Origin of the sequence: Frateuria sp. (genome assembly GCF_013362045.1) — a bacterium.
Lineage (GTDB): Bacteria > Pseudomonadota > Gammaproteobacteria > Xanthomonadales > Rhodanobacteraceae > Frateuria_A.
Map to the genome: position 1 here is coordinate 1 of NZ_JABFWW010000034.1, position 23907 is coordinate 23907.

General features: G+C 68.5%; 23 protein-coding genes. 7 read left to right on the plus strand and 16 right to left on the minus strand.

All coding sequences use genetic code 11. The features are described from left to right. The 15 genes from HOQ08_RS01635 to HOQ08_RS01705 all read right to left on the minus strand — a co-directional run. A partial coding sequence (locus HOQ08_RS01635) for a glycosyltransferase (RefSeq protein WP_291190600.1) occupies window positions 1–561 on the minus strand: 561 nt, incomplete at its 3' end. After that, window positions 558–1688 carry a glycosyltransferase family 4 protein gene (locus HOQ08_RS01640; RefSeq protein ID WP_291190603.1) on the minus strand — a complete coding sequence of 377 codons (1131 nt, stop codon included), beginning with the start codon at window positions 1686–1688 and terminating at the stop codon, window positions 558–560. The genes HOQ08_RS01635 and HOQ08_RS01640, both read right to left, overlap by 4 nt. A 13-nt stretch (window positions 1689–1701) precedes the next feature. Beyond that, window positions 1702–3210 carry a cobalamin-dependent protein gene (locus HOQ08_RS01645; protein ID WP_291190606.1) on the minus strand — a complete coding sequence of 503 codons (1509 nt, stop codon included), beginning with the start codon at window positions 3208–3210 and terminating at the stop codon, window positions 1702–1704. Next, window positions 3207–3947, minus strand: a complete 741-nt coding sequence (locus tag HOQ08_RS01650) for a class I SAM-dependent methyltransferase (protein ID WP_291190609.1) — start codon at window positions 3945–3947, stop codon at window positions 3207–3209. The genes HOQ08_RS01645 and HOQ08_RS01650 overlap by 4 nt, the downstream gene beginning before the upstream one ends. Then, window positions 3947–5170 carry an amidohydrolase family protein gene (locus HOQ08_RS01655; protein ID WP_291190612.1) on the minus strand — a complete coding sequence of 408 codons (1224 nt, stop codon included), beginning with the start codon at window positions 5168–5170 and terminating at the stop codon, window positions 3947–3949. Before HOQ08_RS01655 ends, HOQ08_RS01650 begins: the two co-directional genes overlap by 1 nt. Window positions 5171–5174: 4 nt before the next feature. After that, a complete protein-coding gene (locus tag HOQ08_RS01660) occupies window positions 5175–6008 on the minus strand; it encodes a class I SAM-dependent methyltransferase (RefSeq protein WP_291190614.1) in 834 nt (277 codons plus the stop codon). Between the two features lie 223 nt (window positions 6009–6231). Continuing rightward, window positions 6232–7065, minus strand: coding sequence for a Wzz/FepE/Etk N-terminal domain-containing protein (locus HOQ08_RS01665; protein WP_291190617.1), 834 nt, complete (start codon window positions 7063–7065; stop codon window positions 6232–6234). After that, window positions 7052–8239, minus strand: coding sequence for a hypothetical protein (locus tag HOQ08_RS01670; RefSeq protein ID WP_291190620.1), 1188 nt, complete (start codon window positions 8237–8239; stop codon window positions 7052–7054). Before HOQ08_RS01670 ends, HOQ08_RS01665 begins: the two co-directional genes overlap by 14 nt. Continuing rightward, window positions 8236–9150 (minus strand): glycosyltransferase, encoded by a 915-nt coding sequence (locus HOQ08_RS01675; RefSeq protein WP_291190623.1) that lies wholly within the window; start codon window positions 9148–9150, stop codon window positions 8236–8238. Before HOQ08_RS01675 ends, HOQ08_RS01670 begins: the two co-directional genes overlap by 4 nt. Window positions 9151–9176: 26 nt before the next feature. Next, window positions 9177–10427, minus strand: coding sequence for an O-antigen translocase (locus HOQ08_RS01680; protein ID WP_291190626.1), 1251 nt, complete (start codon window positions 10425–10427; stop codon window positions 9177–9179). Next, on the minus strand, window positions 10424–11536 hold the full coding sequence (locus HOQ08_RS01685) for a DegT/DnrJ/EryC1/StrS family aminotransferase (protein WP_291190676.1): 1113 nt from the start codon (window positions 11534–11536) through the stop codon (window positions 10424–10426). Before HOQ08_RS01685 ends, HOQ08_RS01680 begins: the two co-directional genes overlap by 4 nt. Before the next feature lie 14 nt (window positions 11537–11550). Then, window positions 11551–12483, minus strand: a complete 933-nt coding sequence (locus HOQ08_RS01690) for a GNAT family N-acetyltransferase (protein WP_291190629.1) — start codon at window positions 12481–12483, stop codon at window positions 11551–11553. Beyond that, entirely contained in the window at window positions 12470–13423 is a 954-nt protein-coding gene (locus HOQ08_RS01695; RefSeq protein WP_291190632.1) for a hypothetical protein, read from the minus strand. The genes HOQ08_RS01690 and HOQ08_RS01695 overlap by 14 nt, the downstream gene beginning before the upstream one ends. A 7-nt stretch (window positions 13424–13430) precedes the next feature. Beyond that, a complete protein-coding gene (locus tag HOQ08_RS01700) occupies window positions 13431–14096 on the minus strand; it encodes an acetyltransferase (protein WP_291190635.1) in 666 nt (221 codons plus the stop codon). Then, entirely contained in the window at window positions 14081–14518 is a 438-nt protein-coding gene (locus tag HOQ08_RS01705; protein ID WP_291190637.1) for an FdtA/QdtA family cupin domain-containing protein, read from the minus strand. The genes HOQ08_RS01700 and HOQ08_RS01705 overlap by 16 nt, the downstream gene beginning before the upstream one ends. A gap of 283 nt (window positions 14519–14801) precedes the next feature. Here HOQ08_RS01705 and HOQ08_RS01710 point away from each other — a divergent pair, with 283 nt between their 5' ends. From HOQ08_RS01710 to HOQ08_RS01740, 7 genes are all read left to right on the plus strand, one after another. Continuing rightward, window positions 14802–15989, plus strand: a complete 1188-nt coding sequence (locus HOQ08_RS01710) for a DmsE family decaheme c-type cytochrome (RefSeq protein ID WP_291190640.1) — start codon at window positions 14802–14804, stop codon at window positions 15987–15989. A gap of 27 nt (window positions 15990–16016) precedes the next feature. Then, entirely contained in the window at window positions 16017–18647 is a 2631-nt protein-coding gene (locus HOQ08_RS01715; RefSeq protein ID WP_291190643.1) for an MtrB/PioB family outer membrane beta-barrel protein, read from the plus strand. Between the two features lie 103 nt (window positions 18648–18750). Next, window positions 18751–19368 carry a c-type cytochrome gene (locus HOQ08_RS01720; protein ID WP_291190646.1) on the plus strand — a complete coding sequence of 206 codons (618 nt, stop codon included), beginning with the start codon at window positions 18751–18753 and terminating at the stop codon, window positions 19366–19368. Window positions 19369–19774: 406 nt separating this feature from the next. After that, window positions 19775–20524, plus strand: coding sequence for a hypothetical protein (locus HOQ08_RS01725; protein ID WP_291190649.1), 750 nt, complete (start codon window positions 19775–19777; stop codon window positions 20522–20524). Between the two features lie 47 nt (window positions 20525–20571). Beyond that, window positions 20572–21156, plus strand: a complete 585-nt coding sequence (locus HOQ08_RS01730; RefSeq protein WP_291190652.1) for a sigma-70 family RNA polymerase sigma factor — start codon at window positions 20572–20574, stop codon at window positions 21154–21156. Next, window positions 21153–21785 carry a zf-HC2 domain-containing protein gene (locus HOQ08_RS01735; RefSeq protein WP_291190655.1) on the plus strand — a complete coding sequence of 211 codons (633 nt, stop codon included), beginning with the start codon at window positions 21153–21155 and terminating at the stop codon, window positions 21783–21785. The genes HOQ08_RS01730 and HOQ08_RS01735 overlap by 4 nt, the downstream gene beginning before the upstream one ends. Window positions 21786–21829: 44 nt before the next feature. Continuing rightward, a complete protein-coding gene (locus tag HOQ08_RS01740) occupies window positions 21830–23077 on the plus strand; it encodes a S8 family serine peptidase (RefSeq protein ID WP_291190679.1) in 1248 nt (415 codons plus the stop codon). A 132-nt stretch (window positions 23078–23209) separates the two neighbouring features. Here the strand turns inward: HOQ08_RS01740 and HOQ08_RS01745 are convergent, their stop codons facing one another. Then, window positions 23210–23587, minus strand: coding sequence for a hypothetical protein (locus tag HOQ08_RS01745; RefSeq protein WP_291190658.1), 378 nt, complete (start codon window positions 23585–23587; stop codon window positions 23210–23212). Between the last annotated feature and the right edge of the window lie 320 nt (window positions 23588–23907).

Sequence of the window (23907 nt, forward strand, 5' to 3'; positions counted from 1 at the left end):
GCCGTCGCGCCCACGCGGCGCGCGTGGCGGCCAGACCATCAGATCGACGCCCAGCGGCACGCGCCGGGCCTCGAGCCCGAGCGCGCGCAGCGATTCGAGGATCGGCGCGCTGGCTGCGGTGATCGCGTCGGCGCCGCGCAGCACCAGCGCTTCGCGCAGCCGTGCCTTCCACGTGCGCCGGCCGCCATAGCCGATCTCGGGCAGCGCGATCAGCTCGCCGCCGGCGACATGCACCAGGCTCGGCCGTCGCAACAGCTTCGCGGCAACCACGGCGACCAGGCTGCAGGAGCCGGAGAAGATCGCGTGGATCGCATCGAATGGCGCGCGGCGATGCTCGGCGCGGATCGCTGCGATCGCACGAAGGCGCGTCCGGCTTTCGCCGATGTTGTGGATGTGCGCGCCGGCGAGTTCCCAGCAACCCGGCGCCGCCTCCTGATGCAGCGCGAAGACGTGCACTTCATGCGTGCGCGCCAGCCGCCCGAGCAGCGCCAGCAGGGCCGGGATCACGCGGTACTCGCCGCTGCGGTCCACCCCGCCGGGAACCACCAGGGCGATCTTCACGGCACGCCCCCGCGGCGATCGTCGAGGACCCGTGCATAGGCCTCGGCCCAGAGCCGCCCCACCGCCTGGAACGAGAGGGTTTCGTCGAAATGCGCGCGTGCCCGCTGCGGCGAAGGCCGGTCCGCCGCGGCACCGACCAATGCGTCGGCCAGCGCTGACGCATCGCCGCATGGCCACAGCCGGCCGATGCGGCCGTTGCCGGTCAGTGCGCGGAAGGCCGGGATGTCCGTGAGTACCGGCGTGAGGCCGCAAGCGATGGCCTCCATCGCCGCGTAGCCGCTGCCCTCGGCACGGCTGCCGGAGACGAACAGGTCGGCGGAGCGCATCAGCATCTCGACCTGCGCATGGTCCACCCTGCCCAGCAGGTGCACGCGTCCGGCCAGTCGCGCATCGGCGTCGATGCGTGCGCGCACCTCGGCCAGCATCGGTTCCTCGCCGAAGGCGCACCACAGGCGCAAGCCGGGCATGCGCTCCGCCGCCAGCGCGATGCCGTCCAGCACCGTCAGCGGATCCTTGCCGCGATTCAGGCGTCCCACCCACAGCACGCAAGGCTCGCCATGCAGCCCGGTCGCCGCACGTGCGCGCGCACGATCTCCGGGCATGAAGCGGCTGCTGGATTCGGGGATTGCGAGGAGTCGCGTCGCTGGACCGAACATGCCGGTGGCGACGAAGGGCCGCGCGAGATCGAGCGAGGTGAAGGCCACGCCCGCCGCGGCGGCGAAGCGACGGCGATGGCGTGGCCGTCGCCACCAGCGTGGCGGTCGGTCGGCATGGTCCTGGAAAACCACCGGCAAACCCGGCGCGAGATTGCCGGCGACTGCGAACGCATCGTCGACGTAAGCCAGGCTGTGCGCATGCAGAACGTCGACACCGCTGCCGTCCAGGGCATCGGCGAAACGGCGGCCCCGGCCTTTCGCCGTACGCGTACCGCGCATGTCGACGAGGCGATAGTCCACGCCGGCACGGGTCAGGTGCTCGGCATGCGCGGCTGCCTGCAGCACGGTGACCCGGACGCCGGCGGTCGCCACCAGCTCCGCGATGTCCGCCAGCGACGGCCAGCGTTCGAGCAAGGCTTCAAGGCCCAGGCTGCGGGGTGCGGGCAGGAAATTGATCTGCGCCACGTGCACGGCCGGCACCCCTCTACAGGCCCGACACCTGCGGCATGCGCAGGCGCACCAGCCGGTTCGCCAGGGTCAGCTCCCACGGCCGGTCGTACTTGCGGAAGCGGTAGCGCCAGGCGGCCATCGCGCTCAGCCTCCGCTTGGCCCACGGCGGCGCGCGCAGGTCCTGCACGGTGGGATAGCGGCAGCGCAGCACGGTGACGAAGTCGTTGATGCGGCGGCGCAGCCGGTCGGTGAGCCAGGGGGCGTCCATGTGGCAGGCGTAATCGACCCAGCGCGGCTGGGCCCACTCGTCCGGCGTCGCGGGGAACACCACCGGTTCGCCGTCGATGTCCAGCAACGGCGTGCCCGGCCGCTTGGCGCGGTCCTTCTCGTGGCGGCTATGCTCCGGCAGCGGCGTGTAGACATAGATGACGATCTCCGTCTGCGGGTTGATCCGCTTCATCTCGCGGATGAACTCGAACGTGCGCTCGGTCTCCTCCTCGGTGTTTTCCGGCGGGGCAACCATGAACGACAGCTCCGGGATCACGCCGTGGCGGCGGCACAGCTCCACCACCTCCAGGGTCTGGTCCGGCCGCGTGCCCTTGCGGATGTCGTGCAGCATCTGGCCGCTGGGCGATTCCGCGCCGATGTAGGCCATGCGCAGCCGGCTCCTGCGCACCAGTCCCCACGAGTGCTCCGAGAGCTTGAGCAGCGCGTCGGAACGGGCGAAGCACCACCACGGCAGCTCGAACCTCGCCATCACCTCGAGCAGCGGCACCATGTCCGCCTCGCGATCGAAGAAGTTGTGGTCGAAGTACTGCACCGAATCGGCGCCCAGCACGTGCTTGAAATAGCCCAGCTCGCGCTCCAGCCGTGCAGCGGCCGGCAGCTGGGTCACGCCGTTGAACATCGCGGCCACGCCGCAGAAGGTGCAGTGGTAGCGGCAGCCGATCGCCGCTTGGTGGGCCACGGTGCGCTGGCCGAGGTAGGTACGCGCCAGGTAGCGGCGCGGATCGCCGAGCTTGTCGTAGGGCAGCAGCCCCGCAGGGTCGTGCCGCATGATGGGACGGGCCGGGTTGTGCACCACCGTGCCGGCGCGCTTCCAGGACACTCCGGCGACATGCCCCAGCCCGGGCCCGTCGCCGGCGAGCGCGGCGACCAACTCGGGCAAGGCCTGCTCGCCTTGCGCGCGGATCGCATAGTCCACATAGGGTGCGGCCAGCGTGGCGTCCGTGTGCAGGGTCGGGAAATAGCCGCCCCAGATGATCGGCACCCGCGGGAAACGCGCGCGTATCGCCTTGGATACGGCGATCGCCGTGGCCACCTGCGGGCCGCCCATCACGCCGACGCCGACGGCGTCGAAACGCTCCTGCTCCATCGCGCGCACGCTGTCGTTGACGAAGTCGCGGTCCACGTTGCCGTCGATGATGCGACTGCTGCCGGTACGGTCCAGCGCCGCAGCCAGGTGCAGCAGCCCGAGCGGGAATCGCGCGCTCGAGCGCGAGGTGACGGTCGGGTTGATCAGCAGGGTGCGCGGAGCGGTCATGGGCAGGCCTGCGTGCAAGCGGCATCGGCACCGGTGGGATCGGATGCGCGCCGCAGGCGGAACACCAGCGCAACGGGCACCTCCAGCGCCCGGGGAGCGAAGTGCGCGCCGGCGGGGATGTCGGCCGGGTCGAGCATGGGTTCCAGTACCTGCTCGATGTGCAGCCCGAGCGCGCTGCAGGCGGCGTGCCAATCGCCGTACAGGTGCGGCGTGTGCCGCACGGCGTAGCGGCGGCCTTCGGATTTAAAATCGCGCTGCCAACCCAGGGCATGCCCGATCGGGTGCACGTCGCTGCACAGCAGGACGCCGCCGGGCCGGGTCACGCGGCGCAGCTCGGCCAGCGCCTGCCCGAGGTGCTCGAGGTGTCCGATGACCAGGCCGCAGATCGTCAGGTCCGCCTGGGCATCCGGCATTGGCAGGGCCATCAGGTTTCCCTGTCGCAGGGTGACCTCCGCGCCGGTGCGCAAGGTGTCCAGCTCCGCGCCGGCGCGTTCCAGCATCTGCGGCGACACGTCCACGCCGGCCGCGCGCGCCGCGCCGCGCCGCAGCGCATGCAGCAGGTAACGCCCGCTGCCGCAGCCGGCATCGAGCACTGCTTGCCCACTCAGCGAGGGCGGCATCAGCCGGAGCATCGCGCGTTCCTCGGCGCACATCACCGGGTTGTGGGCGTGCGCCGGATACGCGGATGCCCATAGCGCATAGGCCTCGGCCGGCTCCAGCAGAGGCGCGCGCGTCATCATGGGCACCACGCTTCCACGGCGCGCTCGGGCGCGTTGCGCGCGGTGGCGAGTTCGAGGCCCGGTTCGAGCGCAAGCAGATCCGGCTCGGCCAGGGGAGCGGCCAGCAGCTTCCGCTGGCCGTCCAGCAGCACCGGCACCGTGTCCACGCCAGCGACCGCGAACCACTCGGCGAAATCGGGATCGGCGATGCACGGCACGCCGTCGCGCACCACCGCGCGGATCTCGCTGCGCTCCAGGCCCGTCAGGCTGCGTGCCGCATTGCCGCGATCCTCGACGATCACCAGGTCAGCCCGCGCACCCGGCGTGATGGCGCCGCGCTCGGGCAGGCGCAGGATGCGCGCCGCCGCTGTCGTGGCCAGCGCCAGGATTTGCGCAGGCGCGAGTTCGCCGCCTGCGGTGATGCCGCGCATCTCCTCGAGCAGGTCGCGCGCGCCGCTGAGCCGCGAGTCGCTGCCCAGCGCGAGGCGATCGGCCGCGCCCAGGCGTCGTGGGTCGAGCGTGCGCCCGAGCAGGTTGCGGTTGCTGGTCGGGCACCAGACCACCGCGGCGCCACTGGCGATGACGCGATCGATGTCCGCTGCGCGCAGGCCCACGCCATGCACCAGCACGCTGTTCGCCGCCAGGCAGCCGAGCCGGTCCAGCTGCGCCAGCTCCGCCTGCGCGACCGCATCCGTGCCCTCCGCCAGGTGGATCATCCAGGGTCGCCCGGCGGGCGTGGCGGCAAAGCTCGCCCGCACCGGCGGCCCGTAGCCGGGCCAGCCCAGCGCGTAGCTCCAGCCGTAGTCGCGCAACAGCGCCACCGGGAAATCCAGCGCATCGAGCGACGGGTGCCAGGGGTCGTGGTGTGCCACGCAGGTTACGCCGGCGAGCAGGTTCTTCAGCGCGCCGTGGCGCAACCGCAGCGCCTTCGGCAGGCGCAGTGCGGTGGCCACGGCCGGCTCGGCGAAGTGCGCCTGGAACGCCCGGATCCACGCGTAGCTGTTGGCGAACGGCGCGTCCGCATGCAATGGCGGCACGGCATTGACGTGCAGGTGCTCGTGCGCGTTGATCAGGCCGGGAAAGATCAAATGATCGCGCAGGTCGATGCGCCAGGCCCGCGCGGCCAGCGAGGCGCCGATCCGCGAAGCCCGGATCGGCAGCGGCGCGTGCGAGGCGCCGGCCGGCGCGACCGTGGTCGCACGGCACAGGCTGACGTCCAGCGCGGCCTGCAGGAAGCCCATGGCGTCAGCGCCGCCGCATCACGATCAGGAAGTGGTCGCCCATGTCGCGCAACAGCGGCAGCGCGCCGAGGCGATCATCGAGCCGGCCCAGGAATCCGCAGCGGCGGGGATGGCGACGGTAGTAGTCCACCAGGTAGGGCGGCGGCAGGAACAGGCCCAGCGCGCGGTAGCCAGCCAGCACGAAGTGCCCGGCGAAGGCGCGGTAGAACTCGCGCGGCAGGTAGTAGCGGGTCCAGATCGTGTGGTGGTTCATGCCCACCGCGGTAACGCCGCGCGCCGCGCGCACGCCGGCCCGCCGCCAGCGTCCGCGCCGCGAGTAGTGCACCAGTTCCCACGGGCAGATCCGGCCGATCACCGAGAACGCCAGTCGGCCGCCTGGCCGCAGCAGGCGTGCACATTCAGCCGCGACCACGTGCAGATCCGGCGCGCAATTCAACGGACCGAGGTTCGAGTAGATGCCGTCGAAGGCGTCATCGAGCCGATCGAGCTGCTGGATGCCCAGGTGCGCGGTGGCGACGCGGCCCTCCATGCCTGCGGCGGCGGCACGCAGCTGCGTGCGCGCGACCATCCGCGGCGACCAGTCGGTGGCGACGACCTGATAGCCGCGCTGCGCGAATTCGACCGCGTCGAGGCCCGTGCCGCAGCCCAGGTCGAGCAGGCGTCCGCCGGCGGGAAGTTCGCGGCACACGGCGCCCCAAAGGGCCGGGCGCATGCGCTGGATCAGCTCGTTGTTGCCGCGGGGGCCGTCGTAGTCGGCCGCCACGCTGTCGAAGGCGCGCTGCGTGTCGAGCAGCCGCACCTCATCCAGGGAACCGCTGGCGTCCCGCCGGCTCGTCATGCCTGGCGCAGGTGCGGGAAGCATTGCGGTTTCCAGAGTGCGCTGCCCGAGTTCGTGCTCCCCGTTCATCTCGATCTCTGCTCCGGCGGAACAAGGTCCGCAACGCGCCACGGCATGCGGATCGACCGCCATCGGTCCGCACCTTCATGTGCCTGCTCCATAAGTGCCGTCATGGTTCGCTTTGGTTGAATGCCGTCGACAGGCATCCATGCCGCGGCGATGACTACCGACGTCGCGCGACATTCCTCGCCAACGTCGCGGACGAGCCCAGGAATATCCCCAGCAGCAGGCCGATGCCCCACGTCAGCGCAGGATTCGGAAACGCCTGGTGTTCGGGGACGTAGACAGGCCAGATCGTGGAGGTTTCGTAGGTGTAGGTGGGCCCGAGTCGTTCGGCGAGATCGTTCCTCGCCTGCTGCAGGCCGCGGATCTCCTCCTCCTTGTTGGCCAGCAGCAAGCTCGCGAGCATCGGATTGGCGGCGTCCTTGCCAGCCGGCCCTCTCTGGCTGCCTGGCTGGGCCGCTTCCAGGTATCTGGAATGCTCGGCCTGCGCGATCCGCAGGTCCCTCTCGATCGCGGCGAGGCGTGCGCGTGCCGACGCCAACTGGACTGCTTGGAGAGGCTGGTGGATCGCGCGCAGCCTAGTTACTGTCGCGGTCGCGAGTTCGCTGGCCTGCTGTCGGGAATAGGACCGCACGCTCAACCTGATCAGCGGACCTGCGTAGGGCAGCGGATCCAGCTTCACGCTCTTTCGGTAGAGGCTGGCCACGGACGAATCCGGCGCATAGCCGGCGCCGCGCAGGACCTCGTTCTCGAACGGCACCAGTTGCAGCCGTTCCAATACCCGTTGCAGCGGTTCGACCTTCGGGTCCTGTCCCGACGGCACCGCCCCGACCTGTCCGATCTGGATCCAGACGATCGCCTCCCACTGGCGTTTCACCAGATGCGCGAACGCATAGGTGCAGGCCAGGGTCAGCACCAGCACGAGCACGAACCACTTCCACTCGCGCGCAAAGATCCGCCACAGATCGGCCAGATAGATCTCATCTTGTTCCATGGTTCGATACTCGCTGGGGAGAGAATGAAGACACGGCTTGCGCGGCCATCGAGGCGCCCCCTGCCCTTCGGTTCGGCAGCCACGTCGCGAACAGCTGCAGGAAAAGACAGACGCCGATGAAGCCGGCATTCGTCCACGTGAAAGCCTGCGGCGCGAACGGCGACATCACGCATACGTAGGACATGCGCAGGAAAATCAGCAGGGAGAACAGCGGCACCGTCGGGCGCAGCCGCTGCACGCTCCACAGCAGCATGGCGTACAGCACGAATACCGAAGCCACGGCGCCATAGGGCCCCAGCGCCAACAGGAACGGAAAGAACTCCGTGCCTACGTTGATGTTCGGCGCATCGAGCGGGATGCCCGTTCCAGCCGTCGCGACGGAGCCATGCAGCGGAACAAGCTGGTTGATCAGGAAGTCCGCGTTGACGTAGTGCTTGGCCAGCATCGCGCTGAAGTTGTAGGGGCCTGCGCTGCCGTACAGCAGCAGCCATTTGATGCCCTGCGGCGCGGCGCGGTACGTCGCGCCGAATGGCAGCGTCACGTGATCCAGCGTGCCGGAGCGCACGATGCCGAGGATCGAGAACACGCTGACGCCCGCCAGCACCAGCGCACCGACGGCCTTCCACGGCGTTGGCTTCTGCGGGTCCCGCCGCAGCAGGATCAGCAGCGCGAACGAAAACACCGTGGCGAACAATCTATTGCGGTCGATCACCAGCACCGGAAACACGAAACCGACGACGATCAGCAAGTTGCGCAGCCAGCGGCGCCGGGCGCAGAGCAGACCGATCGGCGGCAGCACCCAGCACATGTCGGAGACGTGCCGGATGTGTTCGCGGCCGCCCGCCATCGAGGCATAGGCCGAGGGCTTGTCGAACAATGGAATCGGGAACAATGTGAGATCGAGCAGGCAGAACAGCAGGATCAGGCCGGCGAGGCCCAGCGCCACGAAGGAATCGCGGGTGCCGGCGTAGTGGCGTGCGCGGAATTGCGCCGTCGTCGGGATCCGCACGCCTGCCTGCACGTCGAGGAGCACGATGGCCGACGCGGTCACCGCCAGCAGGAGCAGGCCCTCGAGGTAGTCGGGCGGCAGCTCGTAGGTGAACCAGGTCAACCCGCAGCCGAGCAGGATGGGCAGCCCCAGCCAGGTGGAGGGCAGCCGCAGCAGCCGGTTCATGTCCCCTCCGCGCGCGGTCCCGCGGACGGCAGCCTGGCCCGGACGACCAGCGCGAGATATGCCGCCAGGTGACACAGCAGCGGCCAGGGCCGCCGTTCCAGGAACGAGATCTTGGCGTCGATGTAATGCGACTGCGCCCGCAGCAGGGTCCGGTATGGCTCCTCGAACAGGCTGGCGCGGAACGTCGCCACCTGCCGCGACTCGGTCAGGTTGGCGATGCGGGTCCCCTTGTGCCGCGTCTTGCTCACGTTCGATCCGTGCAGGCGGTAGGCGCATACGTGGACGTCGACGAAACCGAGCATGCCGCGGGCCGCCAGGCGCAGGAACAGGTCCCAGTCCTCGATGCGCAGGCCCTCGCTCCAGCGGTCGGCGGTATCCAGCGCGCGTTTGCGGATCAGGACGACCGGCCCGCCGATGGCCCACTGCCGGATCACCGCGCGGCGGATGCCGTCGTCGGTGCGATAGAGGCTCTTGTCGGCGCCGTGCAGGTCGCACATGCCGCTGTCCTGAAGCTTGTGCCCGTCGCCGTCCACCACCATGGAGTCGCCTATCACCGCCACCTTGTGCGGATGCTCCAGCAGGTAGCGAACCTGCGCATCGAGACCGCCAGGCAGCAGGTAGTCGTCGCTGGCGCCCGGACGCAGGAACTCGCCGTTCGCGCGCGCAGCCAGCTCGTTCAGCGTCGCGGCGATGCCGCGGTGCTCCCGCTGCACGTATTCGATGGGGATGTCCATGCAATGCGCGGCCACCCAGTCGGCGATGCGCGCGCCGGTGCGGTCGGTCGAACCATCGTCGATGACGATGAGTTCCTTGGCCGGATAGGGATCTTCCAGGACGCTGTCCAGGCAGCGCAGCACGTAACGCTCGTGGTTGAACGCGGGAATCAGCACCGAGACCAGCGGCGGCGCCATGCCTTGCGCTGCGTCCCGGGCCACCATCACACCCTCTCCAGATAGCGCCGCACGACGAGCACGTTGAAGACGAGGTAGCCGAGATAGTTGGCCGCGAAGGCGTACATCGCGCCGACCAGGCCGAAGCGCGCGGTGAACAGGTAGACCAGCGCCAGGTAGCTGGCCGCGAACGCGCATTCGGAGAACACGAACAGCCGCGTCATCGCCTTGGCCAGCATCACGTAGGACAGCACGAAGGCGGCGATCTTGACCACGTCGCCCGCCAGCTGCGGCCCGTACAGCGCGTTGGCCGGCGCGAAATCCGCACTGAACAGCAGGCGCGTCACCCAGCCCCGCAGCAGGTACACGGCCGCCGCCAGGGCCATCACCACGGGCAGGAGAAAGCGGTAGGCATGGCGCAGCTCGCGTGCCAGCGCATCGCGTTCCCGGATCGCGGCCAGCTTCGGCAGGTAGTAGATGTTGATGGCCGTGGTGAGGAACAGCAGGTAGGCATCCGACACCTTGCTCACTGCCTGCCAGTAGCCGACCTGCTGCCAGCCGAGTTCCAGCGCAAGATGGTCGCGCACCGCGATGTTCACCAGCGGCGAGACCAGCGCGGCGGTCAGCGTCATCAGGGAAAAGGCGGCCAGCCGCAAGGTCATTTCGCGGTCGAAGCGCAGCCGCAGCATGCTGCGCCGGAAATACGGGCTGCGCCACCACGCCGGCAGGCCGACCGCCAGCCACAGCAGCTGACCCACCACCAGGGCCAGCAGTGCGCCATACAGGTGCAGCCAGCGTGCCAGCCAGACCGCCACCGCAATGCTGAGCATCGAGCCCAGCACCTGGATCAGCGCCAACCGGCGCACGTCCATGAAGCCGTTGATCACGGCCAGGATGTAGTTGGCCAGCGCGATGCCGAGCTGGGCCACGGCGAGCACGCGGATCAGGCCCGCGTAGGCGACGTCGTCCAGCAGCCACTGCGCCAGCTGCCGGCTGAACAACAGGGCCAGGCAAGCCATCAGCACGGAGGCGCACAGCGCATACCAGAGCGCGGCAGCCAGCAGCCGCGCCAGGCGCTGCGGGTCGTGCCGGTATTCGGCGACGTACTTCACGATGCCGGCGCCGATGCCGCCACCGGCAAGCACCGCCAGCAACGACATCAGGCTCATGAACTGGCCCAGCTTGCCGACGCCCTCGGGCCCGGCCAGCCACGCCACCAGCTTGATCACCACCAGCGCCGCCAGCAGTCGCGCCGCGGTGGCGATCGAGGAATAGAAGCCGGCGCGCACGATGTTCATGGCGGGCATTCGAACGCGTTGCAGGCCTCGATCACCCGCTCCACCGCAACATCGCCGAGGCTTGGCCCCAGCGGCAGGCTCAGCACCTCCCGGTGCAGGCGTTCGGTGAGCGGCAGCCGCAGCTCGCACAGTTCGGCGTATGCCGGCTGGCAATGCGGCGGCACCGGGTAATGCACCTGGCTCTGCACGCCCTGCGCCTGCAGGTGCTGCTTCAGCGCGTCGCGGCGGTGGCAACGCACCACGAACAGGTGCCAGGCGTGGCATTCCTCGCACGCCACCTCCGGCAAGAGGATCTGCGGGTGGCGGATGCCTTCGCGATAGCGTTGCGCCACGCGCCGGCGCCGCGCGAGATCGTCGTCGAGATGGCGCAGCTTCACCCGCAGCAAGGCAGCCTGGATCTCGTCCAGCCGGGAATTGATGCCCTGGAAAAGGTGGTGGTACTTGGTGTCGGAGCCGTAGTTGCGCAGCGCCGCGACGCGCTCGGCCAGCCGCGCGTCGCAAGTCACCACGGCGCCGCCGTCACCCAGGGCGCCGAGATTCTTGGCCGGGAAGAAGCTGAAGGCCGCCGCATCGCCGAACGCGCCGGCCTTGCGGCCGCCGCTCGTCGCGCCGTGCGCCTGCGCGGCGTCCTCGATCAGCAGCAATCCGTGTCGCTTGGCCAGCGCCGCCAGCGCCGGCATGTCGGCCAGTTGGCCGTACAGGTGCACCGCCATGATCGCGCGCGTGCGCGGCCCGATCGCCGCCGCCACGCAGGCCGGGTCGAGGTTGAAGGTCGCCGGGTCGGGCTCCACCGGCACCGGCACCAGCCGGTTCCCGCTGATGGCGAGGAAGCTGGCGATGAAGGTGTTGCCGGGCACGATCACCTCGTCGCCCTCGGCCAGCGCGCCCAGTCCCAGGTAGCCGCGCAGGATCAGCGCCAGGGCATCGAGCCCACTGCCCACGCCCACCGCATGGCGCACGCCGCAATAGGCCGCGAACTCGCGCTCGAAGGCGGCCAGTTCCTCGCCCAGCACATAGCGGCCCGAATCGATCACCCGCGCGGCGGCCGCCTTCAGCTCGTCGGCATAGCGCGCATGGACCTCCTTGAGGTCGAGGAACGGTACCTCCATGCGCCTGGTGTCCATCACAGCGTCCATTCGTAGAAGTCGTGCACGATGGCGCGTGCGCCGAAGTGTTCCTTCTGCGTGACCAGGCCACCGTTGAGCGCCCTGCCCTCGTGCTCGGTCGAGATGCCGAAGCTGAAAAAGCTGCGGTCCGCATAGATCCCGCCGATCAGCTCCGCCAGCAGCAGGCTGAGCGCGTTCAGGCGCCGCCCCTCCTCCGAGGCGGCCAGGTACTGGGTGTGGACGGTGCGGCCGAAGTCGTACACGAGGGCGCCCGCCAGCAAGGCCTCCTCGCGGCGTGCCTCGTACAGCACGATGTGCTGCGGGAAGCGTGCCTGCAGCAGGCGCAGTTCCGCGAGGCTGTGGGTCGGCCGGGTGCCGTGCCTGTGCAACACCTCGGTCAGCAGCGCATGGAAGTCCGCCGGATCGGTGCCGGTCTGCAGGCCGATGCCGCACTTGCGCGCCTTGTCGACAGTGCGCTGGCGGCTCCGCGTGAAGTGGAATGGCCCGCTCAGCGCGATGACCGAGGAGAGATCGCGGCGCCGCAGCCGCGCGCCCAGCCGATGCAGGGCGTACACGTCCTCCTCGGCCGGATAGGCGTGGAAGATGTGCGGCACCGCCTTGTAGATCACGCGTTCCACGCCCAGCGTGCGGTAGTGGTCGGCGATCTGCCCGAACACGTCCAGCGTCGATTCGGCGCGCAGGGCGTGCGTGGTGATCAACCCGGCGTAGGTGAGGCCGCCATGGCTGGTCACCACCTTTCCTTGGATGTTCGCCGGGAATACCGCCACCGCTTCGCCATGCCGCTCGATGATCAGCGACCGGTCGACGAAGCGGTCGGCGTGGTAATCCATGTAGCCGCGCCGGTGCAGCAGGTTGCCGTTGCGGGATCGTTCGACCAGCGCGTCCCAGGCGTGTGCATCGGCCACGGTGTAGGGCCTAACCGAGAACATGCGCGCCACCGTCGAACGGGACCGCGTCGGCTTCGGCCACGCCGAAGCCGTCCACGCCCATGTCGTTGCCGTTGTAGAACATCAGCAGCTTGTCGCGTTGGCGGATCAGCGCGGGATAACAGAGCGCGCGCGAATCCCAGCCATCGGCGGACAGCGAGATGCCCAGCGTTTCGTCGCGGCGTTCCCACGCAATGCCGTCGTCGCTTGTGGCGATGCCGGGGAAGTAGTCGCCGTTGACGTTGCCGCGCGTGAAATACATGGCGTAGCGGCCGCCGAAGCGGTACACCCGCGGCCGTCCGATGCGGTACTCGCTACCTTGCGGACACAGGCAGACCTGGTCCGCACGCGGGATCGCGGAGAGGTCGGCCGCCTCCGCATAACGGATGTGATAGCGCGGAAACGGCTGCTCGCCGATGTTCTCCCAGTCGTCGCCCACGGCGTACCACAGCCGCCAGCGGCCGTTCTCATGCATGACCGAATGCACCGCGGCTATGGTGCTGCGGCCGGGCGCGCGGTCCAGGATGGGGGTTTCCTGGACGCGCCGAAAGCTGCCGCCGCCGTCGCGCGAGACGGCCAGGCCGGTGAAGGCCAGGAACTTGGCCCTGGCCACGCGCTGGAAGCCGACGTAGAACAGGTGCAGGCCGCCCGGCGCGTCGACGAGGTCGCCCAGGATCGTGCCGTTGTCGTCGAAGCAGCCCGCCCGGCCGATGTCGAGCACCGGCTCGGCACTGACCCGCACGACCGTGGCGGGATCGTCCGCCCGCACGTCGACGTAGCCGATGCGGCTGACGCCATCGGCATCGCGGAATCCCGCGTAGACCCGGATGATCTCGTCGTCGATCCGGTACGGCGTCGGCGTGAGCGCCGAGTGGCGCATCCAGCTGCCCACGCCCTGCCGCGCGGTATCGAAGACCAGCCCTTTCTTGGTCCAGGTGAACATGCGCGCGTCAAAGCCTCACGTCGAGACTCGACCGGTCGGGCACCGCATGCGCCGGTGAGCCGACGTAGACCCGCCCCGGTTCCGTATCGCGGGTAACCAGCGCCCCGGCGCCGATCACGTTGTCGGGGGCGACTTTCACGTGATCGTTGAAGGTGCTGTTCACGCCGACGAAGCTGCTCTCGCCGATCTCGCAGTAGCCGGAGATGACCGCGTGCGAGGCGATGAACACGTTGTCGTGCACGACCGTGCGATGCCCCACGTGGTTGCCGCTCCACAGCACGCAGTTGTTGCCGATGCGCACGAACGGCTGCACCACGTTGCCTTCGAAGATGAAGCTGTTCTCGCCCACCTCGGCGTTGCGCCACACGAAGGCGCGCGAACTGACATAGGTGGCGAAACGGTAGCCGCGGCTCTTCGCATCGCGATAGAGGCGCGTGCGCAGGCGGTTGAGCTGGCTGGCCGGTATGGCGACGAACAGGTCGAACTCCGCCGGGGGATAGCACGCCTCCAGCGTCTCGTACGCCACCACCGGACGGCCGGCCAGCAGCGGCTGCGCGAGATAGTCGCGCTCGACGCTGAAGGCGACCACGTCGTGACTGCTGTCGTGTTCGAAGTATTCGCAGGCGATCTGCGCGAACTCGCCCGCACCGACGAGGACTAGAGGCCTTGGCATGCCGCCATGCCCTCTTGGTACACGGGGCCGCGGACCTCGCGCAGGAAAGCGGCGTAGTCGGTGATGTAGTCGGCCGGATCGTACAGATGGTCGGCCAGCACCATCAGCACGCAGTCGTCGCTGAAGTCGTACAGCTCGCGCCACACCATGCTGCCCAGGTGCAGACCGTACGAGGGATCGTCGAGCAGGACTTCCACCGGGCCGCTGCCGTCGTCCAGCAGGAAGGTGACGGAGCCGCGCACCGCCACGGCCAGTTGATTGAGGTGGCGGTGCGCGTGCCGGCCCCGGTGCACACCGCAATGCGTGGCGTACAGGTAATACACGCGCCGGATCACGAAGGGCACGTTCCGATCCTGCTCCAAGGCGATCAGCATGCCGCGATCGTCGCCATGCTTCTGCAAGCGGATGCGTTCGATTTCCATGTACCGGACCCGCCCCTGCGTTCATGGATATGACCCACGACACCTGAGTGTCGTCCGGCTGGCGAAAGGTTGTGCCGTGAACGGGAGAGGCCCTGGCGTCGCGACTCCGGCCACGACCGAGGCGCGCCGTGGGGTCGTCGGCGATTTGCGGGCTTGTCGTTTGCCGGGTGCAACCTTTCGTCGCTCAACCGGCACTCCGTATCACAGGGCTCCCTGAAGCATCACGCGCATGAGCCTCGCTTCGACATGAAGCATTCGTGGGGACATGCAAGGGATCGGCTGGATGACGACGACGCGCAAAGATATCCAGGGTTCGGAGAGGGAGCGGCGGCCCGTGCGCCTGAAGGCGCTGTCGTTGGCGGCGTTGCTGGCCGTGGTCGCCGGCCTGGGCAGCGTGCTGCTGTGGTCGTCCGTCGCGCGGGCGCAGCAGCGTGACGACACGAACACCGGCCAGGCCGCCACGCACCAGCCGTCCAGCGCCCTGAGCGAGAGCGACATCGCGCGCATGCTGCCGGCCACCGACATGGGAGCCGGCACGGCGATGCACCAGAATGCGCGCGCGCATGCATCCGACGACGGTCCCGCCACGCCGTTCGATGCGGCCCCGATCCCGAGGAACCCGTTGGCGCCCGACGCGGACGCGATCGGCGCGAAGAGTTGCGCCGCCTGCCATGCGCTGGAGAGCATGCAGGCCTCGCACAGCCTGCACGTCGCTTCGTTTCGCGCCGGCGGCGCCGGCACCGGACCGCAGGCCTCGTGCGAGGCCTGCCACGGCCGAGGCTCGGAGCACGCGAAGAATCCCGCGGCGCCGGGCCTGATCATCGCCTTCACGCACGACGCCAAGACCCCGATCGACACCCAGACACGCACCTGCCTCAGCTGCCACGTCGGCGGCGCCCGCCAGCACTGGATCGGCTCGGTGCACCAGGAGCGCGGACTGTCGTGCACCGATTGCCACAACCCGATGGCGCGGCTGTCGGCCGAAGGCGTGCTGGCGAACGATTCCATCGACAAGGTCTGCGCGACCTGCCACCAGGACATCCGCGCCCAGTTCAACCGCCGCTCGCACATGCCGCTGCCCGAGGGGCAGATGTCCTGCGTCGACTGCCACAACCCGCACGGCTCCATCACCCAGCCGCTGCTGAAGACCGACACCGTCAACGAGACCTGCGAAACCTGCCACGCCGAGAAGCGCGGCCCGTTCCTCTTCGAGCACGCGCCCGTGGCCGAGAACTGCCTCAACTGCCACGCCCCGCACGGCTCGAACCAGGAAAACCTGCTGACCCTGCCGGTGCCGATGTTGTGCCAGCAGTGCCACACGAACACCGACCACCCCAACGACCTGCTGACGCGCCAGAGCCTGCGCGGCGGGCTGGTTCCGGACGAGCGCGTGATGGAGCGCGGCTGCCTGAACTGCCACAGCAACATCCACGGCTCGAACAATCCCAACGGTGCCAAGTTCCACCAGTGACCCGCCATCCGGCGAAGGCGGAGAACGATGCTCAAGCACAAACCCCTGACTGCGCTGCTTGGATTGGCACTCGGCACCGCAGGCACCACACCCGTGCTGGCGCAGAGCGATTCCGGCGACACCCAGCGCGTAGGCAATACCCAGTTCGGCAACAGCCTCGATCCCACCGGCTGGGCGATGTTCGGCACGCCGGATCCGGCAGGCATGTCCTACCTGCATGCCGGCCAACTGCGCACGCCGACCGGCGTGCTCTACCCCTGGCCCCGCCAGATACCCGACGGGGCCAGGCTCGGCGGCGGCGACTGGACGTATGCATGGTTGGTGGAATTCGGTTACCTCCATGTCAGCGGCGATCGCGACGCCGAGTTCTTCCGGATGTATTCGGACTGGAAGGACGGCGCCGCGCTCGGCATGCTCGCGTTCTCCGCGCTGAACCACAGGACCGGTCAGTACGTCGAGTTCCGCGGCAGCCGGATCAGCAGCCACGATCAGTACTACCGCCTGCGCACCGGCCGCTACGGCGACTACCGCATCGAGGCGTTCTACCGGGACATCCCCCATACCCTGAGCACCACGGCCTATCCGTTGTGGAATGGCGTGGGTTCCACCGACCTGACCCTGCCCAACGGCATCGCCACCGGCAGTACGCCGGCGCAGGTGCAGGCCGTGGAGGCGAACCGGCCGCGCCGGACCTTGTCGGTGACACGCCAGAGCGAAGGCGTCAGCTGGGAGGGCGCATTGACCCGCAACTGGATCGGCTACGCCGGCGTCACCCACGAAAGCCGCACGGGCGACCGCGACTGGGGCGGCCCGATGTACCTGACCTACTTCTTCGTTGCGCCGGGACCAGGCGGCCCAGGCACACCGAGCCTGCCGGGCACCTTCGGCGGGCAGTACGAAACGGTGCGGCCGGTCGACTTCACCACCACCGACGTCAACCTGGGCCTGCGCAACAAGGGCGGCGCCTCGGGCTGGCTGATCAACTTCACCACGACCGCTTCGTTCTTCCGCAACCACAAGAGCACCCTGGACTATGCCGCTCCTTTTGCCGTGTCGCCGGGATCCACCTCGGCAGTGACCGGCGGCACCTGGTCGCTGGAGCCGGACAACAACTACTACAACGTGCGCCTGGAGGCTTCGCATCCGCTGAAGCTCTGGCGCGGCGAATTTTCCGTCTCGGCGGCCTACAGCAGCACGCGGCAGAACCAGGCGCTGCAGGCACCGCTCGATCCGAGGTACTGCCCTAGCGGGCAGTACCTAGGCACGACCGGCATCGCCTGCGCGGACTGGAACACCACCGCCGCGCTGTCGCGGCAGGACGGCGATGCGCGCGTCGATGCGGGCCTGCTCAACCTGCGCCTGGATTTTCGCCCCACCGCGAAGCTCAGCTGGCACCTCAACCTGCGCCAGCGCGACGAAAACAACCGGACGCGCTACACCATGTACAACCCGTTGACGGGGCAGTATGGCTACGTTCCCGAAAACGGTGCGGAGCCGATCGTTACCGGGCAGACCCAACTGTTCCAGCCCGGCAGCCCGCTGTACCAGTCGAACTTCGCGCAGATCGCCAGCATCCCCTTCAGCTACAACGACCGCAAGACGGAACTGGGCGGCAGCTACCGGATAGATCAGGACAACACGCTGGGCGCGAGTTATCTGCTCGACCATCAGACCCCGCATCCGCGCGAGCGGACCTACATCAACGACCAGCACCTCAAGTTGAACTGGGACACCAAGGCCTTCGGCGACGCAACCCTGCGCCTGAGCTACGAGTACCAGAAGCGCACGGGCGGCCCCTACAACCCCGATCCGTACCTCGGCGCGTATTCGCCCTCCATGCCCGGGTACCTGCAGCTTGCGGTGGGCTATACCGCGTTCACCGTCGCCCAGATGTACAAGTACGACATGAGCAACCTTGAGGCGAGCAAGCTCAAGGCGATCCTGACCATGCCACTGGGAACCACGGCGACCGTCACCGCCACGCTGTATGGCAATCGCAAACGCTACGGTGCGGATATCGGGCGGCAAGCCTTCGATACGACCGGCGCCGACGTGTCCTGGGACTGGGCGCCGACCGCGGCGACCTCGATGAGCGCCTACGCGGGCATGGCATCGAGCCGGCTCAAGCAGGGCAACGTCAACGACAACGAAGCGCTGACCTTTTCCTCGCCGCAACAGGCCAATCCGCAATTCGGCGGCCCGTTTTTCCCGTACGCCAATTTCTGGACGGCGACGGACGACGAGCGCGATGTCGACGCCGGTGCGCATTTCAAGCACAGCTTCTCGCCGCGCGCCAGGCTCGACCTCGACTACCACTACACCTATTCACGTGGCCTCCACAGCTACGACTACGCCAGCCTGACGGCGGTCTCCACGGTGTACCGGTCGATCCTGACCGCGGCGGATGTCGGCGGCGGTTTCCCCGCCAACGTCTATCGCATGCAGACGCTCACGGCCCGCCTGAATCTGGCGCTGACCCGGAAACTGGATCTGGCCCTGTACGGGAAATACGAATTCGGCAACTACGCCGACTGGCATTACGCGGGCTTCGACACACCTGCCGACCTGATCGTCGGCAATCGCGTCTTCACCGAGCTCGGGCCGCAACCGCATTGGCACGTTTTGCTGGTCGGCGCCTTCGTGACCGTGAAGCTCTGAGGGGAACGCCGCGATGTCTTCCTTGCATCGTTTTCTTCACCTGTCGGCGATCGCCATCCTGTGGCTGCCGGCGCCTTCAACGACCGCGGCCGACGGCGCGAAGGTGCGCCGGCCGGCGGCGTGGGCTGATCTGCGCCAGCAGGTGCCGGTTGCCGGCGACGTCCGCGCCGGCCAGGCAAGGTCGACCGTCTGCGCGGCCTGCCATGGACCGCAGGGTCTGGCCATTGCACCGAACTTCCCGAACCTGGCCGGACAGGCGGCGACGTACCTCTACGTGCAGTTGAAAAGCTTCAGGAGCGGCCAGCGCAGCGACCCGATCATGAGCGGCCAGGCTGCCGCGCTGAGCGATGCGGACATGCGCAACCTGGCGGTCTATTACGCCTCGCTCCCGGCCAAGCCGCCCGGCCGCGTCGAGGCCGCCTCTCGCGGCGGGCAGCTCTTTCTCGGCGGCGATCCGGCCCGGGGGATACCTCCCTGCCAGGCCTGCCACGGCCCGACCGGGCACGGGCCACGGACGTATCCCAGCGATGCGCCGCAGCCGCCCTGGTCGACCTTTCCGCGGCTGCATGGCCTGTCCGCCATCTACGTGACGAAGGCATTGCATGATTTCAGAAACGGCGCCCGCAGCGGTACCAGCAACGCGCTGATCATGCACGGCGTGGCGCAGACGCTCGACGATGCAGACATGCAGGCACTGTCGAACTACATCGCGACGCAATGACCCTTGCGCCTCTCGTCCGGCCGCTCACCAGGCGGGCAGCCCCCTGTGCCTGACCCGGGTGGTTCCTCTCATGTACTCCACTCCTCGATGCAGAATGCATGTCCGAGCACCTGATTGTCCGCTCGCAGCGAGCGCACCAACCGCTACGACAGCACAGCCATCGCGACTGCGCGGCTTCACCTGCCCCATACCCCGGGCAGGACGACTGGCGAGGAAGCCGCCTGCATCACCGGCGTATGGACGAGCCTGCATGGATGGGTTGCACCACCTTCGAGCATGACTGCTTCGTCGAGGCAGGCATGAGGGACGGCGGGCACCGCCTGCAACGAAGCTGCCGCCCGGGATTCGCGCTAGGCTCCGCAAACTTGGGAGCCACTCGGGTGGCTTGGAGCGGACCATTCGAGCCATGAATCGATCCGTATTCGGCTTGGCATCGCTGGCGCTCGGCACCTGCCTTCCGTGGGGATTGCACGCCCAGTCGATGGGCTTCCATGGCGCCATGGCGCTCGGTTCGCAACTGGTCGATCGCGGTCAGCCGATCACTGCCGAAACGCCGATCCTGCAGGCAGCCGCCTCCTGGACCTCGCCGACCGGCTGGTCGCTGGGTCTGTCGGCAGGCGCCCCGTTGCGCACGCCAGGCCAGCTGGCCGAAGCCTCCGTGCAGGCCTCGCGCTACTGGCCGCTGTCCGATGCCTGGCAGATGCAGACAGGTCTCCTGTATTACCGCCACCCCGGTTCGCCGCGCACGCGCGCCTTCGACCGGGCTGAAGCGGGCATCCAGTGGATGTACCGCGACGTACTGACTTTCGGCCTGTCGGCGGTGCGCGTCCTGGGCAGGAACGACCACCGGCTGCGGGGCGCGGCCGACGTTGATTTCCACTGGCCGCTGCCAGGGCATTTCTACCTTTCCGCCGGGGCGGGCGTCGCCCAGACCTCCGCCGCGCCCTACCGGGCCTATGCGTACACGGGCTCCTACCACGAGCGCTACGATCGCGAGTCCCCGAGCTCGTATCGCTACGGGCATCTGGGCCTGATATGGGCCATGGGCGACTGGCGCGCGGAACTCGACCGCGTGGTGACCACCCCTCGCGCGCGCTGGCAGCATGGCGCGCCGAGCCTCGCGCCATGGGTCGCGACGGTTTCATGGTCCTTTTGATCCGGAGGCAACCTTTTTGCGCCCGAGGGGCACCAAACTGGCAGCCCATGAACCAAGCCGACACCGACGCTGATGTCATCGACCGCATGCTGCTCCAGCGCATGGCGATGGGTGACCGCGCCGCGTTGGCGGCGTTGTACCGCAGTTACCACGGCCGGCTGTGTCGCTTCCTGTCCCGTCTCACCCGACGCAGCGACGTCGTTGAAGAGGTTGTTAATGATTGCTTCTGGATCACCTGGCAGAAGGCGGACGAGTTCCGCGGCGACTCGCGCGTTTCCACCTGGATCATGGGCATCGCCTACCGCTGCGGCCTCAAGGCGCTGCGGCAACACGGCGATGAGCCGGTCGAATACGAGCTGCCGACGGACGAGCGCGCCATGTCCAACGATCCGGACGAGGATCGCGAGCTGCGCGACTGGCTGGGCAAGGGGCTCGAGCACCTGTCGGCGGACCAGCGCGTGGTGATCGAGCTGGTCTACGGCGTGGGGCATTCGCTGGACGACGTCGCGGCCATCATGCAGTGCCCGCTGGGCACGGTGAAGGCGCGGCTGTTCTATGCCCGGGTCAAGCTTCGCAACGTGCTGCCCGCCCTGGCCGGCAACCCGGTCGCCTGCAAGGAAGGTGCGTCATGAGGAGCACCGAGAACTCCGGCACGGATTGTCCGCACGCATGGGAACTGATGCCCTGGGTGCTGCAGGACAGCGCCTCGCAGGAACAGGCTGCCTGGCTGGAGAATCACCTGGCCGGCTGCGCGCCGTGCCGCGCCGAGTTTGCGCAGCAGAGCCGCCTGCGGCTCGCGCTGTCGCTGCCGCATGACCTGTCGTTCAATGTGGAAGCCGGGTTGAAGCGCCTGCTGGTCCGGCTCGACGCGTCCGATCCCCTGAAAACTCCCCGGCAGCCACGACCGAGAGCCTGGCTGGTGCGGGCGCTGGCCGCCGCAGTGTTCGCCCAGGCGGTCGGCCTCGGCGTGCTTGGCGTCAAGCTGGCCGCCGTCGAAAATCCGCCGTACCGCACGCTCAGCGAGACGCCGCCGCCCGCACCGCCCGGTGCGATCCACGTGGTGCCCGATGCGGGCATGACGCTGGCCGACTGGAACGCCTTGCTGCGCGCATTGCACCTCCAGGTGGTGCACGGCCCCAATAGCGTCGGGGCCTACACGGTCGTGCCGGCGGATGCGGCGACAGCCGGGCAGATCCTGCCGAAGCTCCGCGCCGCCCGCGGCATCCGCCTGGCCGAGCCCGTCAGCGCCGCCGCACCATGAGCGGTCGTGCGCTCGCCCTCGTCGCGCTGGTCATCGCCATGGGGATGCCAGTGCATCGGGCCGTGGCCAGCGATGGACGGCCCGGCAGCGCAAGCGCGCCAGCCGCAACGGTGGCGGCGATGGATGCGCGCCGCGACATCGTGCTGGCGGTCGACAACCCTGTGGAGCCGCCCTCGACGCGGGCCGGCTCCAGCCTGCTGGGCTACACGCCGCCTGCGCGCTACGGCGCCGGGCAGCGTGCGCTGTCGGTCATGGATGCGCTGAAGCGGCGCTATGGCCTGCGCGAGATCGCCAGCTGGCCGATCAAGCCACTCGGCCTGTACTGTGCCGTGTTCGAGCCTCCGTCCGGCACGCCCCGGGACGACCTGCTCAAGACGCTCGCCGCGGACGCGCGAGTGCGGCTTGCGCAGCCGTTGCAGGATTTCGCCGTCTATGCGCAACAGGTCGCGCCCACGCGTCGATACAACGATCCGTATGTGGATCTCCAGCGCGGCTTCGTCGAAACCGACGCCGCGCGCGCCCATGCGCTCAGCCAGGGCAACGGGGTGGACGTTGCGATCGTCGACACCGGCGTGGACGTGCGTCATCCCGAACTGCAGGGACGCATCCGCGATGTGCACGATTTGGTGGACGACGGCGACCGCGTGTTCGACACCGATTCTCATGGCACCGAGGTGGCCGGCATCATCGCCGCCGACGGCAACAACCGCCAGGGAATCGTCGGCATCGCTCCCGAGGCCACGCTCAGCGTCTACAAGACCTGCTGGTATCCGGTGCCGGGCAGCGGTGCACGCTGCAACTCCTTCACCCTGGCCAAGGCGCTGGCGGCGATCCTCGATACCAGAACCCGCATCGTCAACCTGAGCCTCGGCGGCCCGGCCGATCCGCTGCTGCGCATGTTGCTGACGCGCCTGCTCGAGAAGGGGCGCATCGTGGTGACCGCCATGCCCCCGGACGGGGCACCCGACGGCTTCCCCAACGACGTGCCGGGCGTCATCGTCGTGCGCGTGGCCGACGCAGCAGCGGCCCCGCCTGGTGTGCTGAGCGCCCCCGGCATGGACATCCTCTCCATCCAGCCCGGCAACGGCTACGACTTCACCACCGGCTCGTCCATGGCCGCCGCGCACGTGAGCGGCATTATCGCCTTGCTGCTTGCACTCGCCCCGAGACTCGACGCGCGCAGCGCCCACGATCTGCTGCTCGCCAGCAGCAGGGTATCCGACGGCATGCTGCAGGTGAACGCCGCGGCGGCAGTGGAGCAATTGCGCGGCACGCAGCGAAACACGCCCTGAGGTAGGCGGCCGGTACCACTCCACGGCCACAGGCGAATGCGTGAGCCCGCTGCCCCACGCTCGAATCCTCGCTGCGCGCCTTGTCATAGCCAGGGCCTGGCCGGGCGTGCCCGGATCAGGAGCGTGGAAAGCTTAAGGAGGTGACGGATGCTTCAAGTCCCTGAGCAACGCCAGGAACTGCTTGGGCATTGCCGGATCGACGTCCAGCGCCAATTCAATCCGTTCCATCATTGCCGCGAAATCCGGGTGCTCGGCAAACCCTTCGCCGAACTCGCTCAACAGGATGCGGCTAAGAATCGGGCGCCGTAACCGGCGAACGGCCTCTTCGGAATCAAGGTCCACTTCGCTGATCAATGTCGCCAGGTCGGTCTTCAGGGAACGGCTCTGCTCCGCCCCGTCCACGGAGGGATCGATGGAGGTATCCGCACGAACTCCGCTGCCTGACTTGCGCGAAACACCGCGGAACCAAGAAACGATGGGCGGTCCGCCGTTGATCCGGTTTGAAGTCATGCTGGACTTCCTTGATAAGTGTCATTCGCGCTCAGCGGCTGGATGCAGCCTACACGATGAATACCCGTAGCGTGGAGCAACGCGCTGGAGTGCTCGCTCCGATCGACCGGCAGACCGCGCCGCCGCGGCGTGTCCGCAAGGCCTGCGTACGCATCGGGCGCTCGATGCAATACAGACCACAGCATTCCCCGAACTTGGTGTCCGTGAAACCGGCAGCGGCCCATGTTGACGAAGCGTTCGCAGGGGAATCACACCTGCAGGTGGATCTCACTGGAGGTCCCTCCTTTATTAAGTCCGGCATAAGCTGGGTTGCCTATCGT

What these genes read in the sequence shown, in the direction of transcription:
- HOQ08_RS01645 (WP_291190606.1), bottom strand. Translation starts at nt 3,210, where the DNA reads ATGACCGCTCCGCGCACCCTGCTGATCAACCCGACCGTCACCTCGCGC.
- HOQ08_RS01650 (WP_291190609.1), bottom strand. Translation starts at nt 3,947, where the DNA reads ATGACGCGCGCGCCTCTGCTGGAGCCGGCCGAGGCCTATGCGCTATGG.
- HOQ08_RS01655 (WP_291190612.1), bottom strand. Translation starts at nt 5,170, where the DNA reads ATGGGCTTCCTGCAGGCCGCGCTGGACGTCAGCCTGTGCCGTGCGACC.
- HOQ08_RS01660 (WP_291190614.1), bottom strand. Translation starts at nt 6,008, where the DNA reads ATGACGAGCCGGCGGGACGCCAGCGGTTCCCTGGATGAGGTGCGGCTG.
- HOQ08_RS01665 (WP_291190617.1), bottom strand. Translation starts at nt 7,065, where the DNA reads ATGGAACAAGATGAGATCTATCTGGCCGATCTGTGGCGGATCTTTGCG.
- HOQ08_RS01670 (WP_291190620.1), bottom strand. Translation starts at nt 8,239, where the DNA reads ATGAACCGGCTGCTGCGGCTGCCCTCCACCTGGCTGGGGCTGCCCATC.
- HOQ08_RS01675 (WP_291190623.1), bottom strand. Translation starts at nt 9,150, where the DNA reads ATGGCGCCGCCGCTGGTCTCGGTGCTGATTCCCGCGTTCAACCACGAG.
- HOQ08_RS01680 (WP_291190626.1), bottom strand. Translation starts at nt 10,427, where the DNA reads ATGAACATCGTGCGCGCCGGCTTCTATTCCTCGATCGCCACCGCGGCG.
- HOQ08_RS01685 (WP_291190676.1), bottom strand. Translation starts at nt 11,536, where the DNA reads ATGGAGGTACCGTTCCTCGACCTCAAGGAGGTCCATGCGCGCTATGCC.
- HOQ08_RS01690 (WP_291190629.1), bottom strand. Translation starts at nt 12,483, where the DNA reads ATGTTCTCGGTTAGGCCCTACACCGTGGCCGATGCACACGCCTGGGAC.
- HOQ08_RS01695 (WP_291190632.1), bottom strand. Translation starts at nt 13,423, where the DNA reads ATGTTCACCTGGACCAAGAAAGGGCTGGTCTTCGATACCGCGCGGCAG.
- HOQ08_RS01700 (WP_291190635.1), bottom strand. Translation starts at nt 14,096, where the DNA reads ATGCCAAGGCCTCTAGTCCTCGTCGGTGCGGGCGAGTTCGCGCAGATC.
- HOQ08_RS01705 (WP_291190637.1), bottom strand. Translation starts at nt 14,518, where the DNA reads ATGGAAATCGAACGCATCCGCTTGCAGAAGCATGGCGACGATCGCGGC.
- HOQ08_RS01710 (WP_291190640.1), top strand. Translation starts at nt 14,802, where the DNA reads ATGACGACGACGCGCAAAGATATCCAGGGTTCGGAGAGGGAGCGGCGG.
- HOQ08_RS01715 (WP_291190643.1), top strand. Translation starts at nt 16,017, where the DNA reads ATGCTCAAGCACAAACCCCTGACTGCGCTGCTTGGATTGGCACTCGGC.
- HOQ08_RS01725 (WP_291190649.1), top strand. Translation starts at nt 19,775, where the DNA reads ATGAATCGATCCGTATTCGGCTTGGCATCGCTGGCGCTCGGCACCTGC.
- HOQ08_RS01730 (WP_291190652.1), top strand. Translation starts at nt 20,572, where the DNA reads ATGAACCAAGCCGACACCGACGCTGATGTCATCGACCGCATGCTGCTC.
- HOQ08_RS01735 (WP_291190655.1), top strand. Translation starts at nt 21,153, where the DNA reads ATGAGGAGCACCGAGAACTCCGGCACGGATTGTCCGCACGCATGGGAA.
- HOQ08_RS01740 (WP_291190679.1), top strand. Translation starts at nt 21,830, where the DNA reads ATGCCAGTGCATCGGGCCGTGGCCAGCGATGGACGGCCCGGCAGCGCA.
- HOQ08_RS01745 (WP_291190658.1), bottom strand. Translation starts at nt 23,587, where the DNA reads ATGACTTCAAACCGGATCAACGGCGGACCGCCCATCGTTTCTTGGTTC.